Annotated in this window: 12 protein-coding genes; 8 read left to right on the top strand and 4 right to left on the bottom strand. The window is 70.5% G+C overall.

Annotated features, from left to right (window positions below; all coding sequences use genetic code 11):
* Positions 1-18 precede the first annotated feature (18 nt).
* On the top strand, positions 19-738 hold the full coding sequence (locus ACWCV9_RS24390) for an alpha/beta fold hydrolase (RefSeq protein ID WP_450789515.1): 720 nt from the start codon (positions 19-21) through the stop codon (positions 736-738).
* A 54-nt stretch (positions 739-792) separates the two neighbouring features.
* On the opposite strand, the gene ACWCV9_RS24385 is transcribed toward ACWCV9_RS24390, so the two are convergent.
* Positions 793-1,953, bottom strand: coding sequence for a low temperature requirement protein A (locus ACWCV9_RS24385; RefSeq protein ID WP_450789513.1), 1,161 nt, complete (start codon positions 1,951-1,953; stop codon positions 793-795).
* A gap of 275 nt (positions 1,954-2,228) precedes the next feature.
* Between ACWCV9_RS24385 and ACWCV9_RS24380 the strand changes: the two genes are divergently transcribed.
* Together ACWCV9_RS24380 and ACWCV9_RS24375 are read left to right on the top strand one after the other, a co-directional pair.
* Positions 2,229-2,810, top strand: coding sequence for a Dps family protein (locus ACWCV9_RS24380; protein ID WP_385840499.1), 582 nt, complete (start codon positions 2,229-2,231; stop codon positions 2,808-2,810).
* 295 nt (positions 2,811-3,105) lie between these two features.
* The gene (locus ACWCV9_RS24375) at positions 3,106-4,455 is read left to right on the top strand and encodes an extracellular catalytic domain type 1 short-chain-length polyhydroxyalkanoate depolymerase (RefSeq protein WP_450789511.1); all 1,350 of its coding nucleotides are present in this window, start codon (positions 3,106-3,108) and stop codon (positions 4,453-4,455) included.
* A gap of 66 nt (positions 4,456-4,521) precedes the next feature.
* Here the strand turns inward: ACWCV9_RS24375 and ACWCV9_RS24370 are convergent, their stop codons facing one another.
* The gene (locus tag ACWCV9_RS24370) at positions 4,522-5,958 is read right to left on the bottom strand and encodes an endo-1,4-beta-xylanase (RefSeq protein WP_450789510.1); all 1,437 of its coding nucleotides are present in this window, start codon (positions 5,956-5,958) and stop codon (positions 4,522-4,524) included.
* A 511-nt stretch (positions 5,959-6,469) separates the two neighbouring features.
* Between ACWCV9_RS24370 and ACWCV9_RS24365 the strand changes: the two genes are divergently transcribed.
* Complete coding sequence (locus tag ACWCV9_RS24365; RefSeq protein ID WP_450789508.1) at positions 6,470-7,897, top strand: non-reducing end alpha-L-arabinofuranosidase family hydrolase; 1,428 nt, start codon at positions 6,470-6,472, stop codon at positions 7,895-7,897.
* Positions 7,898-7,966: 69 nt separating this feature from the next.
* Here the strand turns inward: ACWCV9_RS24365 and ACWCV9_RS24360 are convergent, their stop codons facing one another.
* Positions 7,967-8,593, bottom strand: coding sequence for a carbonic anhydrase (locus ACWCV9_RS24360; protein WP_450789506.1), 627 nt, complete (start codon positions 8,591-8,593; stop codon positions 7,967-7,969).
* A 295-nt stretch (positions 8,594-8,888) separates the two neighbouring features.
* Here ACWCV9_RS24360 and ACWCV9_RS24355 point away from each other — a divergent pair, with 295 nt between their 5' ends.
* From ACWCV9_RS24355 to ACWCV9_RS24340, 4 genes are all read left to right on the top strand, one after another.
* Positions 8,889-10,379 (top strand): Y4yA family PLP-dependent enzyme, encoded by a 1,491-nt coding sequence (locus ACWCV9_RS24355; protein ID WP_450789504.1) that lies wholly within the window; start codon positions 8,889-8,891, stop codon positions 10,377-10,379.
* Positions 10,376-11,695 carry a pyridoxal-phosphate dependent enzyme gene (locus ACWCV9_RS24350; protein WP_450789502.1) on the top strand — a complete coding sequence of 440 codons (1,320 nt, stop codon included), beginning with the start codon at positions 10,376-10,378 and terminating at the stop codon, positions 11,693-11,695. Before ACWCV9_RS24355 ends, ACWCV9_RS24350 begins: the two co-directional genes overlap by 4 nt.
* 5 nt (positions 11,696-11,700) lie before the next feature.
* The gene (locus ACWCV9_RS24345) at positions 11,701-12,906 is read left to right on the top strand and encodes an aminotransferase class V-fold PLP-dependent enzyme (protein ID WP_450789500.1); all 1,206 of its coding nucleotides are present in this window, start codon (positions 11,701-11,703) and stop codon (positions 12,904-12,906) included.
* Positions 12,907-13,009: 103 nt separating this feature from the next.
* On the top strand, positions 13,010-13,774 hold the full coding sequence (locus tag ACWCV9_RS24340) for a class I SAM-dependent methyltransferase (RefSeq protein WP_450789498.1): 765 nt from the start codon (positions 13,010-13,012) through the stop codon (positions 13,772-13,774).
* Positions 13,775-13,788: 14 nt separating this feature from the next.
* On the opposite strand, the gene ACWCV9_RS24335 is transcribed toward ACWCV9_RS24340, so the two are convergent.
* The gene (locus ACWCV9_RS24335; protein WP_450789496.1) at positions 13,789-14,619 is read right to left on the bottom strand and encodes an SDR family NAD(P)-dependent oxidoreductase; all 831 of its coding nucleotides are present in this window, start codon (positions 14,617-14,619) and stop codon (positions 13,789-13,791) included.
* Positions 14,620-14,665: the final 46 nt, after the last annotated feature.

Below are 14,665 nucleotides of genomic sequence, written 5' to 3'. Positions count from 1 at the left end.
CAAGGAGATCCGACAGACATGAGCACCACCACTCCCACCGTCGTCCTCGTCCACGGCGCCTTCGCCGACGCGGCCAGCTGGTCCGGCGTCATCGAGGAGCTCCAGCGCCACGACATCCCGGTCATCGCCCCGCCCAACCCGCTGCGCGGCCTGGCCTCGGACGCCGCGTACATCGCCTCCGTGGCGGCCCAGATCGACGGCCCCGTCGTGCTGGTCGGCCACTCCTACGGCGGTGCGCTGATCACCGTCGCCGGCACCACGGAGAACGTCGTCGGGCTGGTCTACGTGGCCGCCTACGTCCCCGAAGAGGGCGAGAGCCTCGGCGAGCTGCAGGGCCGCTTCCCGCTCTCCCCGCTGGTGAGCAACCTCAAGCAGTGGACGTACCCCGTCGCGGACGGCGACCCGGCCGTCGAGGTCACCATCGCCGCGGACGCCTTCCCCGCGGTCTTCGCCGCCGACGTGCCCGCAGACGTCACGAAGGTGCTGGCCGTGGCGCAGCGCCCGCTGGCCGCCGCCGCCTTCGAGGAGACGGCCTCCGCCGCTGCCTGGAAGACCAAGCCGTCCTGGGCGCTGGTCGCGGGCGCCGACGCCGCGATCAACCCGGAGGTCGAGCGCTTCGGCGCGAAGCGCGCGGGGGCGACCGTCGTCGAGATCGAGGGCGCCTCGCACGCGGTCGCCGTCTCCCAGCCGAAGCAGGTCGCCGAGCTGATCCGCGAGGCGGTGCGCGCCACGAGCTGACCCGGGAAAGGGGTGCTGCGCGGAGACGGACTCCGGGCGGCACCCCACTCCGTCTCACGGCCCCTCTCGCCGTACCCGCTCGGCCCGGTCGACCAGGGTGACCACGACGACCAGGGCCGCCGCCGCCAGAGCGGCCAGGAGGGCCGGCGCCGGCGAGCGGGCAGCCATCAGGACTGCCACCGCCACCGCGGGAAACGCAAGCTGTTCGACCCGGCTCCGCCGGTGCGGCCGGACATGCACAGCCCACACGGTGATGAGGAAGACCGCCGCCGGCACCGTGACCGCGCCACCCGCCGACAACGGCGGGACACCGGTGCGCCCGGTGATCAGCTGGGCGTACGCTGCCAGGCCGGCTCCCTCGGCGGCTGCCGAGGCGAAGATCAGGTAGTGGCCGTACGCCCAGGTGAACCTCCTGCGATGGGCCTGGTGCGAGGTGGCGAGCAGGGTATGGGCCGGCCGGGCGAAGTACAGCCACCACAGGGCGAAGACCAGAAGCAGGCCACCTGCCGCCAGCAGGTACAGCGCCGCGGTGCCATGGTCCCGGTTCAGGGCACCGCGGACCGCCGCAGCGGCGGCCGCGACGGACTCACCCAGCACGATGAGGACGAACAACCCGTACCGCTCGGCGATGTGGTGCGGATGCCACGGGGTCATTCTCGCGGACTGCGCCCACACCGGAACACAGACCTCGGCGACGATCAACGCGATGATGGCCGGCAGGCGCGCCGGGGCCGGGAGGAAGAGCACCCCGACCCAGCCCACCTGGCAACCCGTCACTCCCGTGGCGAAGCGGAGCGCGGTCCGCCGCCGAGCGGGATCCGATCGTGCGACTCGCAGCCACAGCGTGGTCAGCGCCGTACGCAGGACGATGTATCCGAGCGTGACGACGCGCAGATCGCCTTCCTCGAACGCGCTGGGGACACCGGCGGCGAGAATGAGGGAGCCCGCGATCTGGACCAGCACCGTCAACCGGTAGGGGACGTCGTCGGGGTCATAGGCGGATGCGAACCAGGTGAAGTTCATCCAGGCCCACCAGATCGTGAAGAAGACCAGCGCGAAGCGCAGGGCGCCGGTGAGCCAGTGTCCGCTCGTCACCGCCGTGTTCAGACACGCGGACGCCTGCGCGACCGCGATGACGAAGCACAGGTCGAAAAAGCACTCCAGCGTCGTGGCGGTTCTGTGCGCTTCCCTCGGGTCCCGCCCCCGCAGGCTCAACGCGGGGCTCCCGGGGCGCAATCCACCCTCCGCTGCTCGCTCGGCATCATGCCTCTCCTCGTCGTTTTCCGGGCCCATGTCGTCAGCGACGTTAGGCGGGACGAGGTGCCGAGCCGTGCCCGCCGGCGCACGGGGGCTTGCCCGAGAGGGAACAAGGGCACGCACGGATCGTTCCGTGCGCTCCCGAGCACGTGCATGTGCGCTTCAGGGCAACCGCCCGCCGTGCCGGCACCTAGCGTCATCCGTGTCCACGGCCAGTCAGCAGGAGGCGGAACATGACCATCGAATCCCAGCACGTCGGCAGCCAGCCGTGGCTGCACCAGAAGGGCGAGATCATCCAGGAGTTCGGGACCGTGAAGCAGTTCCCCCTCGGCCTGTCCTACGAGACGCGCATGTACTCCTGCCAGCGCCTCAACAAGGTCCTCGCGGACACCCAGATCCTTTACGGCCTCTACAAGAAGCACCACTGGCTGATGCGCGGGGCGACCTTCTACCAACTCCACCTGGTCCTGGACAAGCACGCGGGGGAACAGCTGGAACTCGTCGACGCCCTCGCCGAGCGGGTCCAGACCCTGGGCGGTGTCGCCGTGGGCGATCCCCGGCACGTCGCCGAGATCACGTCGATCCCGCGCCCTCCGGACGGTGTCGAGGAGGTCCCGGCGATGCTCTCGCGACTGCTGGAGGCCCACGAGGTCATCCTGACGGAGGCCCATGACGCGGCCACCCGCACCGCCGAGCTGGGCGACGACGGCACCAACGACCTGCTCGTCTCCCAGGCGATCCGGACCGGCGAACTCCAGGCGTGGTTCCTCGCCGAACACCTGGTCGATACGCCCTTGGTCCGTGTCCGGGCCTGAGCAATGACCTCCTGACGCTCGGTTGCCGCTCCTGACACCCGAACGCAGGACAACGCGCCTGGGCGGCGCCGAGGCTCCGCAGGCCACGGTGACGCGGACACGCAGCGGCCGGGAAGACATCCCATGACTCCTTGACAGGACACGGACATCGGGGCAGTGTCACTCCCTGAACCCATCTGGTTGAGATCGTGGCAGCGCCGATGAGACCTTCCCACCTGCATCGACGCGCACCCACGAGAGCGAGCCATGCCTGGACTCAGGCAGGCCAACGACAGCCCGTGGAGGATGACATCCCATGCTTCGATCCCGCCTGAAGTTCCGCCTGCTCGGCGTGCTCTTAGCCCTCGGCGCCGCGATCGGGGTGATCCTGCCCGCCGCGCCCCAGGCCGCCGCCGCCTCGCTCACCCAGATCACGAACTTCGGCACCAACCCGACCGGCTTGCAGATGTACGTCTACGTGCCGAACAACGTCAGGGCCAACCCGCCGATCCTCCTGGCGCTGCACGGGTGCCAGGGCTCCGGACCGTACCTGTACTCCAGCACCGATTTCGGATCGCTGGCCGACCGGTACGGCTTCATCGTCATCTATCCCTCGACCAACCCCGGCGGCAGTTGCTGGGACGTCTCGTCGGACCAGGCGCTGACGCGCAACGGCGGCAGCGATCCGGTCGGGCTGATGTCGATGATCACCTACACCGAGCAGCACTACGGCGGGAACCCCAACGCCGTGTACGTCACCGGCGAGTCGTCGGGCGGGATGATGACCAACGTCATGCTCGCGGACTACCCGGACGTGTTCAAAGCGGGCGCCGCGTTCATGGGCGTGCCGTACCACTGCTTCTACACGGGCACTTCGCGCGGCTGGAACGGGCCGTGCGCCGGGGGCCAGGTCTCCATGACCGCACAGCAGTGGGGCGACCTGGTGCGTCATGCCGATCCCGGCTACACCGGGCCGCGCCCCCGTGTGCAGCTGTGGCACGGCACCGCCGACACCACGCTGAGCCACAACAATCTCGGTGAAGAGATCAAACAGTGGACGAACGTGCTCGGGGTGAGTCAGACCCCGTCGTCGAGTGACACCCCGGTCGCCAACTGGAACCGGACCCGGTACAACAACAGCTCCGGCAGCACACAGGTCGAGGCGTACAGCATCGCCGGGGCCGGGCACCAACTGCCGATCCAGGGCACGCAGATGGCCGCCTACGCCCTTCACTTCATGGGGCTGGACGGCGGCGGCTCCACCACCGGCACCACGGGTGCGCTGCACGCGATGGGTGCGGGCAAGTGCCTGGACGACCCGAACTCGACCACGACCCTGGGCACTCAGCAGCAGATATACAGCTGTAGCGGCGGGGCCAACCAGACCTGGACGCACACCTCGTCGAACGAGCTGACGGTCACGGTCGGAGGCAGCACCCTCTGCCTGGACGCCGACGCCAAGGGCACCACCAACGGAACCAAGGCGATCGTCTGGTCCTGCAACGGTCAGGCCAACCAGCAGTGGAACATCAACTCCAACGGCACGATCACCAGCGCCCAGTCCGGCCTGTGCCTGGATGTGGCCGGAGCTTCCACCGCCAACGGCGCTCCGGTCCAACTCTGGTCATGCTCCGGCGGCAGCAACCAGCAGTGGGCCCTCGGATAGGCTCCGAGCCCGCCGCACAGGGCGTCTGACGGGGTCGCCGCCATCACGGCGGCGACCCCGGGACCGTCAGGTACGGGTCCAGCGCTGGTTGGTGCCGTTCGAGCAGGAGTAGAGCTGGATCAGGGTGCCGTTGGCGGTGCCGGCCGAGACGGCGTCGAGGCAGAGGCCGGACTGGACGCCGGCGATGGATCCGTCGGAGTTGAGGCGCCACTTCTGGTTGTCACCGCCCCAGCAGCTGTAGATCTGGACCTTGGCACCATTGCCTGTGCCGCCGGCGTCAAGGCACTTGTTGCCGTAGACCCTCAGCTCACCGGCGTCGGTGTACGTCCACTGCTGGTTGGTGCCGCTGTGGCAGTCCCACAGCTGGACCTGGGTTCCGTCGGTGGTGCTGGATCCGGGCACGTCCAGGCAGCGGCCCGAGCCGACGCCCTTGATCTCTCCGCCGGTCGCAGGAGGGGGCGTCGTGGAGCTGCCGCCGTTGAGTGCGTTGAGGACGGCGGTGTAGGCAGGCTTCTTGCTGCCGTCGCCGTTGAACAGCAGTGGAGTGTCCCCCGATCGCCAGGAGTCGGTGTCGCGCACACCCCAGACGGTGATGCCGAGGCAGCGCGAGACGGCCAGGCAGTCGTTGGTCACGTTGGCGTAGGTCGTGGGCGAGGCGCCCTGGATGTCGAGTTCGGTGATGGCCACGTCGACGCCGAGGGCGGCGAAATTCTGCAGGGTGGTGCGGAAGTTGCTGTCGTACGGGCTGCCGCTGTTGAAGTGCGACTGGAACCCGACGCAGTCGATCGGCACGCCGCGCTGCTTGAAGTCCCGGACCATGGCGTACACGGCCTGGGTCTTGGCCCAGTTCCAGTTCTCGATGTTGTAGTCGTTGTAGCAGAGCTTGGCCGCCGGGTCGGCGGCGCGCGCGGTGCGGAAGGCGACCTCGATCCAGTCGTTGCCCGTGCGTTGCAGGTTGGAGTCCCGCCGGGCTCCCGAATTGCCGTCGGCGAAGGCCTCGTTCACGACGTCCCACTGGGCGATCTTGCCCTTGTAGTGGCCCACGACGCCGTTGATGTGGTCGATCATCGCCTGGCGCAGTGAGCTGCCGCTGAGGCTCTGCATCCAGGCGGGCTGCTGGGCGTACCAGGCCAGTGTGTGGCCACGCACCCGCTTGCCGTTCTGCACCGCCCAGTTGTAGACGCGGTCGCCGGCGCTGAAGTCGAACTGGCCCCGCTGGGGTTCGGTGGCGTCGATCTTCATCTCGTTCTCGGCCGTCACCATGTTGAACTCACGGCTTGCGATCGACGTGTACGCCGAGTCGCCCAGCCGGCCGGCGGCGATGGCGGTGCCGAAGTAGCGGCCGCTCTGTGCCGCCGCGGCGCCGAGCGTGGTCTCGGCGGCGTGGGCGGGCGGCGGTGCGGCCAGTGCGGTGACCACACCGAGGACGCCGACGACCAGCGCCAGCAGCAGGTTGCGGCTCTTGTGGCGGGTGTCGGATCTGGGAAGGGCATACGAGCCCATGGGTGTGCCTCCAGAGGTAGAAATCGCTGATCGATTGATGAGCAGGGAATTGCGTCGTCCGGCCAGTGATGATTGAGGCGTGACCGTGGATCGTCAATCCTCTTCACAGCAGAAATTTCCGATTGACTTACGAAACTTTCGATAATCCGGTAAGCGGACGGCGGCCGCCGATGCTGACGTCGACGGCGTGCGGAAATTGCGGTGTATCCCGGATGTTTGAGGCAAGGCCGACCGGCGCCTGCACCGTCCGTACATCGCTCCGTTCCGGGGTCAAGTCGCTTACGAGCCAGCCGTTTGACGGCGTGCCGGGCGCTGGTCGACCTTTGGCGGTGCGAATGTTTCGATGATGATGGCGATCCATGCGAGAGGTATTGACGCCGTTCAACGGTTCTCTATCATTCGGGTTGCTCGACCCTTCGATCCTTGTTCGGCATAACGAACATCCGGCCAGCGCTGCATGTCAGGGATGCGCGTGTCATGGCCCCGCCAACTGAAGGTTGAGGACGTATCCATGCACCCAGGAAGTTTCAGCCGCAGGCATCCGTCAGGGGTGCTCGCCGCCGTGGTGGCGGCCCTGGCCGCGTTGGCCGCGATGCTCGTCGCCGCCCCGGCGCAGGCGGCTTCCAGCGGCGCCTTGCGCGGTGTCGGTTCCGGCCGGTGCCTCGATGTGCCGGGCGCCAGCCAGACCGACGGCACGTCTCTACAGATCTATGACTGCTGGGGCGGGACCAACCAGCAGTGGACGTTGACGGACAGCAACCAGCTCACCGTGTACGGCAACAAGTGCCTGGACGTCCCGGGCCACGCCACCACGGCCGGGACCAAGGTGGAGATCTGGTCCTGCAACGGCGGCACCAACCAGCAGTGGCGGGTGAACTCCGACGGCACGGTCGTCGCCGTGGAGTCCGGACTGTGCCTGGACGTCTCGGGCGGCGCCACCGCCAACGGCACGGCGGTGCAGCTCTGGAACTGCGCCGGCACGGACAACCAGAAGTGGACCGGCCTGTCCGGGACGACCCCGCCGGGTGGCGGCACGTGTTCGCTGCCGTCGACCTACCGGTGGTCCTCGACCGGTGCGCTGGCGCAGCCGGCGAACGGCTGGGTCTCGCTGAAGGACTTCACCAACGTGACGTACAACGGCAAGCACCTGGTCTACGCGTCGAACGTGTCGGGGTCGTCGTACGGCTCGATGATGTTCCAGCCCTTCACGAACTGGTCGGACATGGCGTCGGCCGGCCAGACCGGGATGAACCAGGCCACGGTCGCGCCCACCCTGTTCTACTTCGCGCCCAAGAAGATCTGGGTACTGGCGTCCCAGTGGGGTCAGTGGCCCTTCTTCTACCGCACCTCCACCGACCCCACCAACCCCAACGGCTGGTCCGCGCCGCAGGCGCTGTTCACCGGCAGCCTCCCCGGCGGCGCCGCCCCGATCGACCAGACCCTGATCGCCGACGACCAGAACATGTACCTGTTCTTCGCCGGTGACAACGGCAGCATCTACCGGGCGAGCATGCCGATCGGGAACTTCCCGGGCAACTTCGGCTCGTCGTACACGACGGTCATGAGCGACTCGGTGAAGAACCTGTTCGAGGCGCCGCAGGTCTACAAGGTCAAGGGTCAGAACCAGTACCTGATGATCGTCGAGGCGCGGGGCGCGAACGAGCAGCGCTACTTCCGCTCCTTCACCGCCACCAGCCTGAACGGCTCGTGGACCCCGCAGGCCGCCACCGAGAGCAATCCCTTCGCCGGCAAGGCCAACAGCGGGGCCACCTGGACCAACGACATCAGCCACGGTGACCTGGTCCGCGACAACCCCGACCAGACCATGACCGTCGACCCCTGCAACCTCCAGCTCCTCTACCAGGGCAAGTCGCCTTCCGCGAGCGGTCCCTACGACCAGCTGCCCTGGCGACCGGGTCTCCTCACCCTCCAGCGCTGAACCGGCCTGCGCAGCTCACCGACGGCCGGCCTCACCCAGGTGGGGCCGGTTCCGGCTGATCCGCACTCGTCATCTGGGATCCAGGCCGCGGGCGGTGACCAGCCGGGCGTTGCCGTCGGCCAGGCGGTAGGAGAGGCCCACGACCGCTGTGCGGCCGGCGGCGACCTGGTCGGCCAGTTCCCGGGAGCGCTCCACGAGGAGGTCCACCGTGTGCCGGACGTGCGTGTCGATGAACTCGTCGTCCGTGCTCACCCCGGCGGCCTGAGCGGCCAGCACACTCGGCGTCACCCGTTCCGTCACGTCCCGCAGGAAGCCGGGGGCGGTCGTACCCTCCGCCACCGCCTCACGGGTCGCCGCCACCGCACCGCAGGCGTCGTGGCCGAGGACCACGACCAGCGGACAGCCCAGCACACGCACGCCGTACTCGATGCTGCCCAGGACCTCCGGCCCCGCCACGTGTCCGGCGGTGCGCACGACGAACAGGTCTCCCAGCCCGCGGTCGAAGATGATCTCGGCGGCCAGCCGGGAGTCGGAGCATCCGAACAGTACGGCGAAGGGGCGCTGGGAGGAGGTCAGGCCGGCGCGGCGGGCGGAGTCCTGGTTGGGGTGCTCGGGCGTCCCGGCGGCGAAGCGGTGGTTGCCGGCCAGCAGCAGGTCGAACGCCTCGCGCGGGGTGTGGGGGGCGACATCGCTCATGTCCGCAGGTTACGACGCGATCCCGGCCCGCCCGCATACGGCTCACGGCGGCCGGACCACATCGGCGCCCGGGCGCGGCCCATGGAGGGGACCGTGCGGGCGGGCTGGTCGAGCCGGCCCGTGACGCGCTGCCACGGCGCATCCCCTCTACGGTCGCGCCCCGCGCTGCGCCCCGAACATCCCCAAGTGGGGGGTAAAGCGGCCGACGGGTGGGAAGGGTGCTCTACGGCGCGCTGCGGGGAGTGGGAGGAGTGCCCGGAATTGCCGGGCCCGATGTGCTGGGGGAGGGCCGGGTATGGGCGGGCAGCCCTTGTATCTCGCACCGCGGCTGGAGGAGGGGCTGCGTTCGCTCCTCGACTCCCGCGAGTTGCTGCACACCCTCACCGACGCCCTCGGATCACCTCTGAATCTGGTGGTGCCCGAGCAACTCGACCTCAACTTGAAAGAGTTCAGGGCGGTGTACGGGCGTCATCGGCTGTCCGGGCAGGTGTTTCTCGCGCACAAGGCCAACCGGTCCAGCGCCCTGCTGCGGCGGCTGGCCGCCACCGACGCCGGGGTGGACGTGGCCTCGCTGGGGGAGTTGCAGCACGCGCTCGGCGCCGGCTTCACCCCTGACCGGATCATGGCCACCGGCCCGAAGAACCCCGAGTTCCTGTGGCTGGCCGCGCGCACCGCGGTCACCGTCGGTGTCGACGGCCCGGCCGAGCTGGAGCAACTCGCGGCGCTGGTGCGCAGGTTCGGACTGCCGCGTACCCGGGTGCTGCTCCGGCTGTCGGGGTTCGAGGCCTCCGGGGTGCGGGTGCTGAGCCGGCGCAGCCGCTTCGGCACGCCCGTGAAGGAGTGGGAGGGGCTGCTGGCGGCGGTCGAACGGCACACCGACGCCGTGGAGTTGACGGGTCTCGCCTATCACCTGGACACGACCGGCGTCGCCGAGAAGGCGACGGCGCTGGAGGGCTGTCTGCGGATCCTGGAGGAGTGCCGCGGCCGCGGACTGCGCCCGTCGGCCGTGGACATCGGAGGCGGCTTCGGCGCCGGCTATCTCGCCGACGGCGAGCAGTGGGAGCGGTACACGACCGAGCTGACGGCCGCCGTCCTCGGCACCCGGCCGCCGCTGACCTGGGGCGGGCACGGCTACGGGCTGCGCAACGAAGGTGGCACACTGCGCGGCTCGCTCGGCCTCTACCCCGCCCACCGCCCGGTCGCCGGCCCGCGCTACCTCGACGAACTGCTCGCGCATCCCGCCGCCTCCTTCGGCGGCCGGCCGCTCGCCGGGCTGCTGCTGGAGCACCTGTACGACCTGTATGTCGAGCCCGGCCGCGCCCTGCTGGACCAGTGCGGGCTGACCCTGGCCAGGGTGCTGGAGGTGCGGACCCAGGACGACGGCGGCGAACTCCTCGTACGGCTCGCGGCGACCGCCACGGACGTGGGGCTGGAGGAACACGGTGTGCTCATGGACCCCGTCCTCGTCCCCCGGGACCCGGCGCGGGGGGACGCGGACGGGCCGGTGGCCGTCCATCTCTTCGGCGCCCTGTGCCTGGAGACCGACCTGATCACGCGCCGGACGGTCTTTCTGCCGCACCGCCCCTCACCGGGCGATCTGCTGGCCTTCGCCAACACCGCCGGTTACTGCATGGACTTCCACGCCACGCACGCCCAGCGGCAGCCGGTCGCGCGCAAGGCCGCCGTCTGGCGGGAGGGCGGGGCATGGCGCTGGTGCCTGGACGACGAGTACTGGCCGACCGCGTCCATGGGCGGGGCGGGGCACGACCTGGGGGGAGCGCAGTGAGGTACGACAGCATCACCGAGGCCATCGGCAACACACCGCTGGTGCGGATCGACCCGGCCGTGCACGGTCTGCGCCACATCGATCTGTACGCCAAGCTGGAGCTGCTCAACCCGTTCGGCTCGGTCAAGGACCGCGCCGCCTGGAGCATGGCCGGCCCGCTCCTGGCCGACGCGGCCGCGCAGGGCAGCCAGCTGGTCGAGCTGTCCAGCGGCAACACCGCCAAGGCCCTGGCCGTACTCGCCGGCATGCACGGGCTGACCTTCAAGAGCGTCACCAACCGGATGCGCATCCCGGAGATCAAGGAGCTGCTCCTGCTGCTCGGCGCGGAGATCGAGGAGCTGCCGGGCCAGAGCGAGTGTCTGGACCCGACGGCCACCGACGACCCGCTGACCCTCTTCCACCGGACCCTGTCCGAGCCCGGCAGCGCCTCTCTGCACACGGACCAGTACTTCAACCCGCGCAACACCGAGGCCCATCTCACCGGCACCGGACCGGAGATCGTCAAGGACCTGGACGGCCGCGCCCCGGACTGGTTCATCGCCTGCGTCGGTACGGCGGGCTCCTCCACCGGTGTCGCCCGGGCGCTGCGCGAACAGGACCCGGCCGTACGGGTCCTCGGGCTGGTCGCCGCCAAGTCCGACTTCATCCCCGGCATCCGCACCATCGACGAGGCACACCAGGTGGGCCTCTTCGACCCCGGCACCTATGACGCGATCGAGTCGGTGAACTCCGACGACGCGATCGAGGGAATGCTCACCCTGAACCGCCGCTGCGGCATCCTCGCCGGGCCCACCGGGGGCGCCGCCTACTTCGGCGCCGTCCGCAGGCTCAAGGCCGTCGACGGCGAGGCGACGGACCGGCAGACCGCCGTCTTCATCGTCTGCGACCGCGTCGAGAGCTATCTGAGTTACGTACGGCAGCGCCGCCCCGACCTGTTCGGGCGCCCGCGCCGCGCCGACTCCCCGGCCGACCTCACCGACGCCGAGGTGCGGGCGGCACCCGCCGTCGGGGTCGCCGAGGCCCGGCAGTGGATCGCCACCGACGACCCGCTCGTGGTCGACCTGCGCAGCCCCTACGCCTTCGCCGCCCTGCACATCGACGGCTCGGTCAACATCGTGGACGAACTCTTCGAGGAACTCCTGCGCGGCGGGCTGCCGTTCAGCCGTACCCGTCCGGTGCTGCTGGCCTGTCCGGTCGGCGAGAAGTCGGCCCGGTACGCCGCGCTGCTGACCAGGCTGGGCCACCCCGATGTGCGCAGCCTGGCCGGCGGCATCATCGCCTGGCGGGACGCCGGCGCCCCGCTGGTGCGGGAGTGACCGAGATGACCACGCTGAGCAGCGGTGCTGTCCCCGACGAGCTGCGGGAGTGGCAGCGCGAGCTGCGGGACCAGTTCCCCATCATCACCGGGCACCCGGACCTGGTGTACCTCGACAGCGCGGCCACCTCCCAGAAGCCCCGGGCGGTGCTCGACGCCGTCCAGACCTACCTCACCACGGCCAACGCCAACGCCGGCCGGGGCACCTACCCCTGGGCCAACCGCACCACCTCCCTGGTCGAACAGACCCGGGACACCGTCCGGCAGTTCCTGGGCGACCCGGAACCGGAGCGGTCGGCGGTGCACTTCACCAGCGGCACCACCGAGGGGCTGCGCACCATCGCCCGCGACTGGCTGCCCGGACTCCTCACCGACGGCGACGAGATCGTCGTACCCCTCGCCGACCACCGGGCCAACATCGAGCCCTGGCTGGAGACCCAGCGGCAGCTGGCCCGCGAGGGCACACACATCAGTGTGCTGCCGATGCCGTACCAGCAGGCGTCCGGGGACTACGACCACCGGGCCCTCGCCCGGCTCGCCGGCCCGCGCACCCGGTTCGTCGCCGCCACCCATGTCCACCACGTCTACGGCGGAGACATGAACGTCCACCGCATCCGGGAGGCGGTCGGCCCGGACGCGGTCATCTGCCTGGACGCCTCCCAGAGCGTCGGTCACCTGCCGGTGTCCCTGGTGCGGCTGGACGTCGACTTCGTCGCCTTCTCCGGGCACAAGGCCCTGGCGCTGCCCGGCTCGGGGGCGGTCTGGGCCAGGCAGGCCCGCGGCCCCGCGTTCGTGCCGGGCGGCTGGTCCGGCAGCCCCAACACCGTCGGGATCCTCTCGCTGGCCGCCGCGCTGGACTGGCTGCGCAGCGCGGGTACCGAACGCATCGAACGGTGGACGGTCGCCCTGGCCGCCCGGCTCACCGACGGGCTGCGCCACCTGCCCGGCTACGAGATCCTCGGCTGCCGGACCAGCCTCGCCGCCGGATCGACCGTGCAGCAGCGCCGGGGCATCGTCACCTTCCGGCACCGCGAGATCGGCTCCGGCGACCTGGGGTTCATCCTGTTCAGCCACGGCTTCATGGTCCGCAGCGACCACCACTGCCAGGGCGGCGAGGGGGAGAAGACCGAGTCGGTCCGGGTGAGCCTGCATGTGTACAACACCGTCGAGGAGATCGACCGGCTGCTGACGGTCCTTTCCACTCTCGGGTGACATAGGTCCCCCGAAGCACCACTAAAATGTAATGGAAACCGTTTCCAGCTGTAGGGTGCGAGACACGGACCCGCGGCGCGAGACGGCGAGGTGGCACGACGGGATGGGACTGAGTCTGGCGACGGCCGAGACCTGGGTGGAACGCTGGGAACTCCAGCAGCAGCGGTACGCCGTCGACCGCGAGGACCGCTTCACGGTGATCGCCGACGTGGTCGAGCACAGCACCGCCGGCCGCCCGGGCCGGCCCCTGGTGGCCGACCTCGGCTGCGGCCCCGGCTCGCTGGCCGCGCGGCTGGCCCGCAGACTGCCCGACGCGGACATCGTGGCGGTGGACCGGGACCCCCTGCTGCTGGAGCTGGCCCGCACCCACCACGCCGACGCGGCCCGCTATGTCGACACCGTGATCGGCGCGCCCGGCTGGACCGACGCGCTGGCCCTGGACCGCCCCCCGGACGCGGTCGTCTCCTCCACCGCCCTGCACTATCTGAGCCCCGGCACGCTGGCCCGCGTCTACCGGGAAATCGCCGCGCTGCTGCGGCCGGGCGGTGTCCTCGTCAACGGCGACCACCTGCCGCCGGACGACGCCGTGCTCGCCGAGCTGGCGGAGTCCGTGGCCCGCCGCCGGGCCGAGCGGCGGCAGGCCTTCGACCAGGAGGACTGGGCCGCCTGGTGGGCCGCAGCCGAGGCGGAGCCCGAACTTGCCGACCTCCTCGCCGAACGCCGCGAGCGGCAGCCGGCCGGCAGTGCCGGCGACACCGTCCGGCTGTCCCTCGCCGACCATCTCCGCCTGCTGCGGCAGGCGGGATTCACCCGGGCCGGCACGGTCTGGCAGTACGGCGACAGCTGCGTCGTCGTCGCGCTCCGCTGACGCCGCGCGGTCCGTCAGCGGGCGGAGGTGTCCTCGCCGCCCCGCGGGGTGATGCCGAAGTCGAACGCCAGGGTGCCCGGGTCCACGGCTGTCGCGCCGCCGTCGACGGTGAGGACCGCTCCGTTGACGTACGAGGCCGCCGGGGACAACAGCCAGCAGATCGCCTCCGCCACCTCGCGCGGCTCGCCCGGCCGCCCCGCCGGCAGTAGCCGGGTCGCCTCCGCGTAGGCGGCCGCCACGTCACCGCCCGGCAGGTCCGCCTCCACGGCGAAGCGCGCCATCCGGCGGTCGGCCATCTCGGTCCGCACCCAGCCCGGGCACACGACGTTGGCCCGCACCCCCCGCCGCCCGTAGTCGACGGCCACGGAACGGCAGAGCTGGAGCAGGGCCGCCTTCGAGGTGGCGTACGGCGCGTTGCTCGTGCCGTTGCGCAGCGCGGACACCGAGGCGACGGCGGCCACCGCACCCCGGGACTCCAGCAGATACGGGATCGCGGCGCGCAGCAGCAACAGCGGACCGGTGACGTTGGTGCGCATCACCTCGTCCCAGTCGGCGAGCGTGAGATCCCCCACCGCGCCACCCCGGCCGATGCCCGCGTTCAGCACCACCCCGTCGAGCCGCCCGTGCGCGTCCAGCGCCGCCCGGACGAGCCCCTCGGCCGCCTCGGCCTCCCCGACGTCCGACGGATACGCCAACGCCCCGGTCTCCGCGGCAAGTCGGCGCAGCGGCTCGGCCCGCCGGCCGGACACGACCACATGGTGCCCCTGCTCGCACAGCAGCCGGGCCGTGGCCTCCCCGATACCCGTGCCCCCGCCGGTCACGACGACAACCCGCTTGTCCGCCACAGTACTCAGGCCCCCTCACAGAGATCACCAGGACATCCGACTCTAG

This window comes from Streptomyces sp. NPDC001606 (assembly GCF_053596835.1).
The sequence above is the reverse complement of the archived record's forward strand: the minus strand, read 5'-3'. Positions and strand labels throughout refer to the sequence as shown.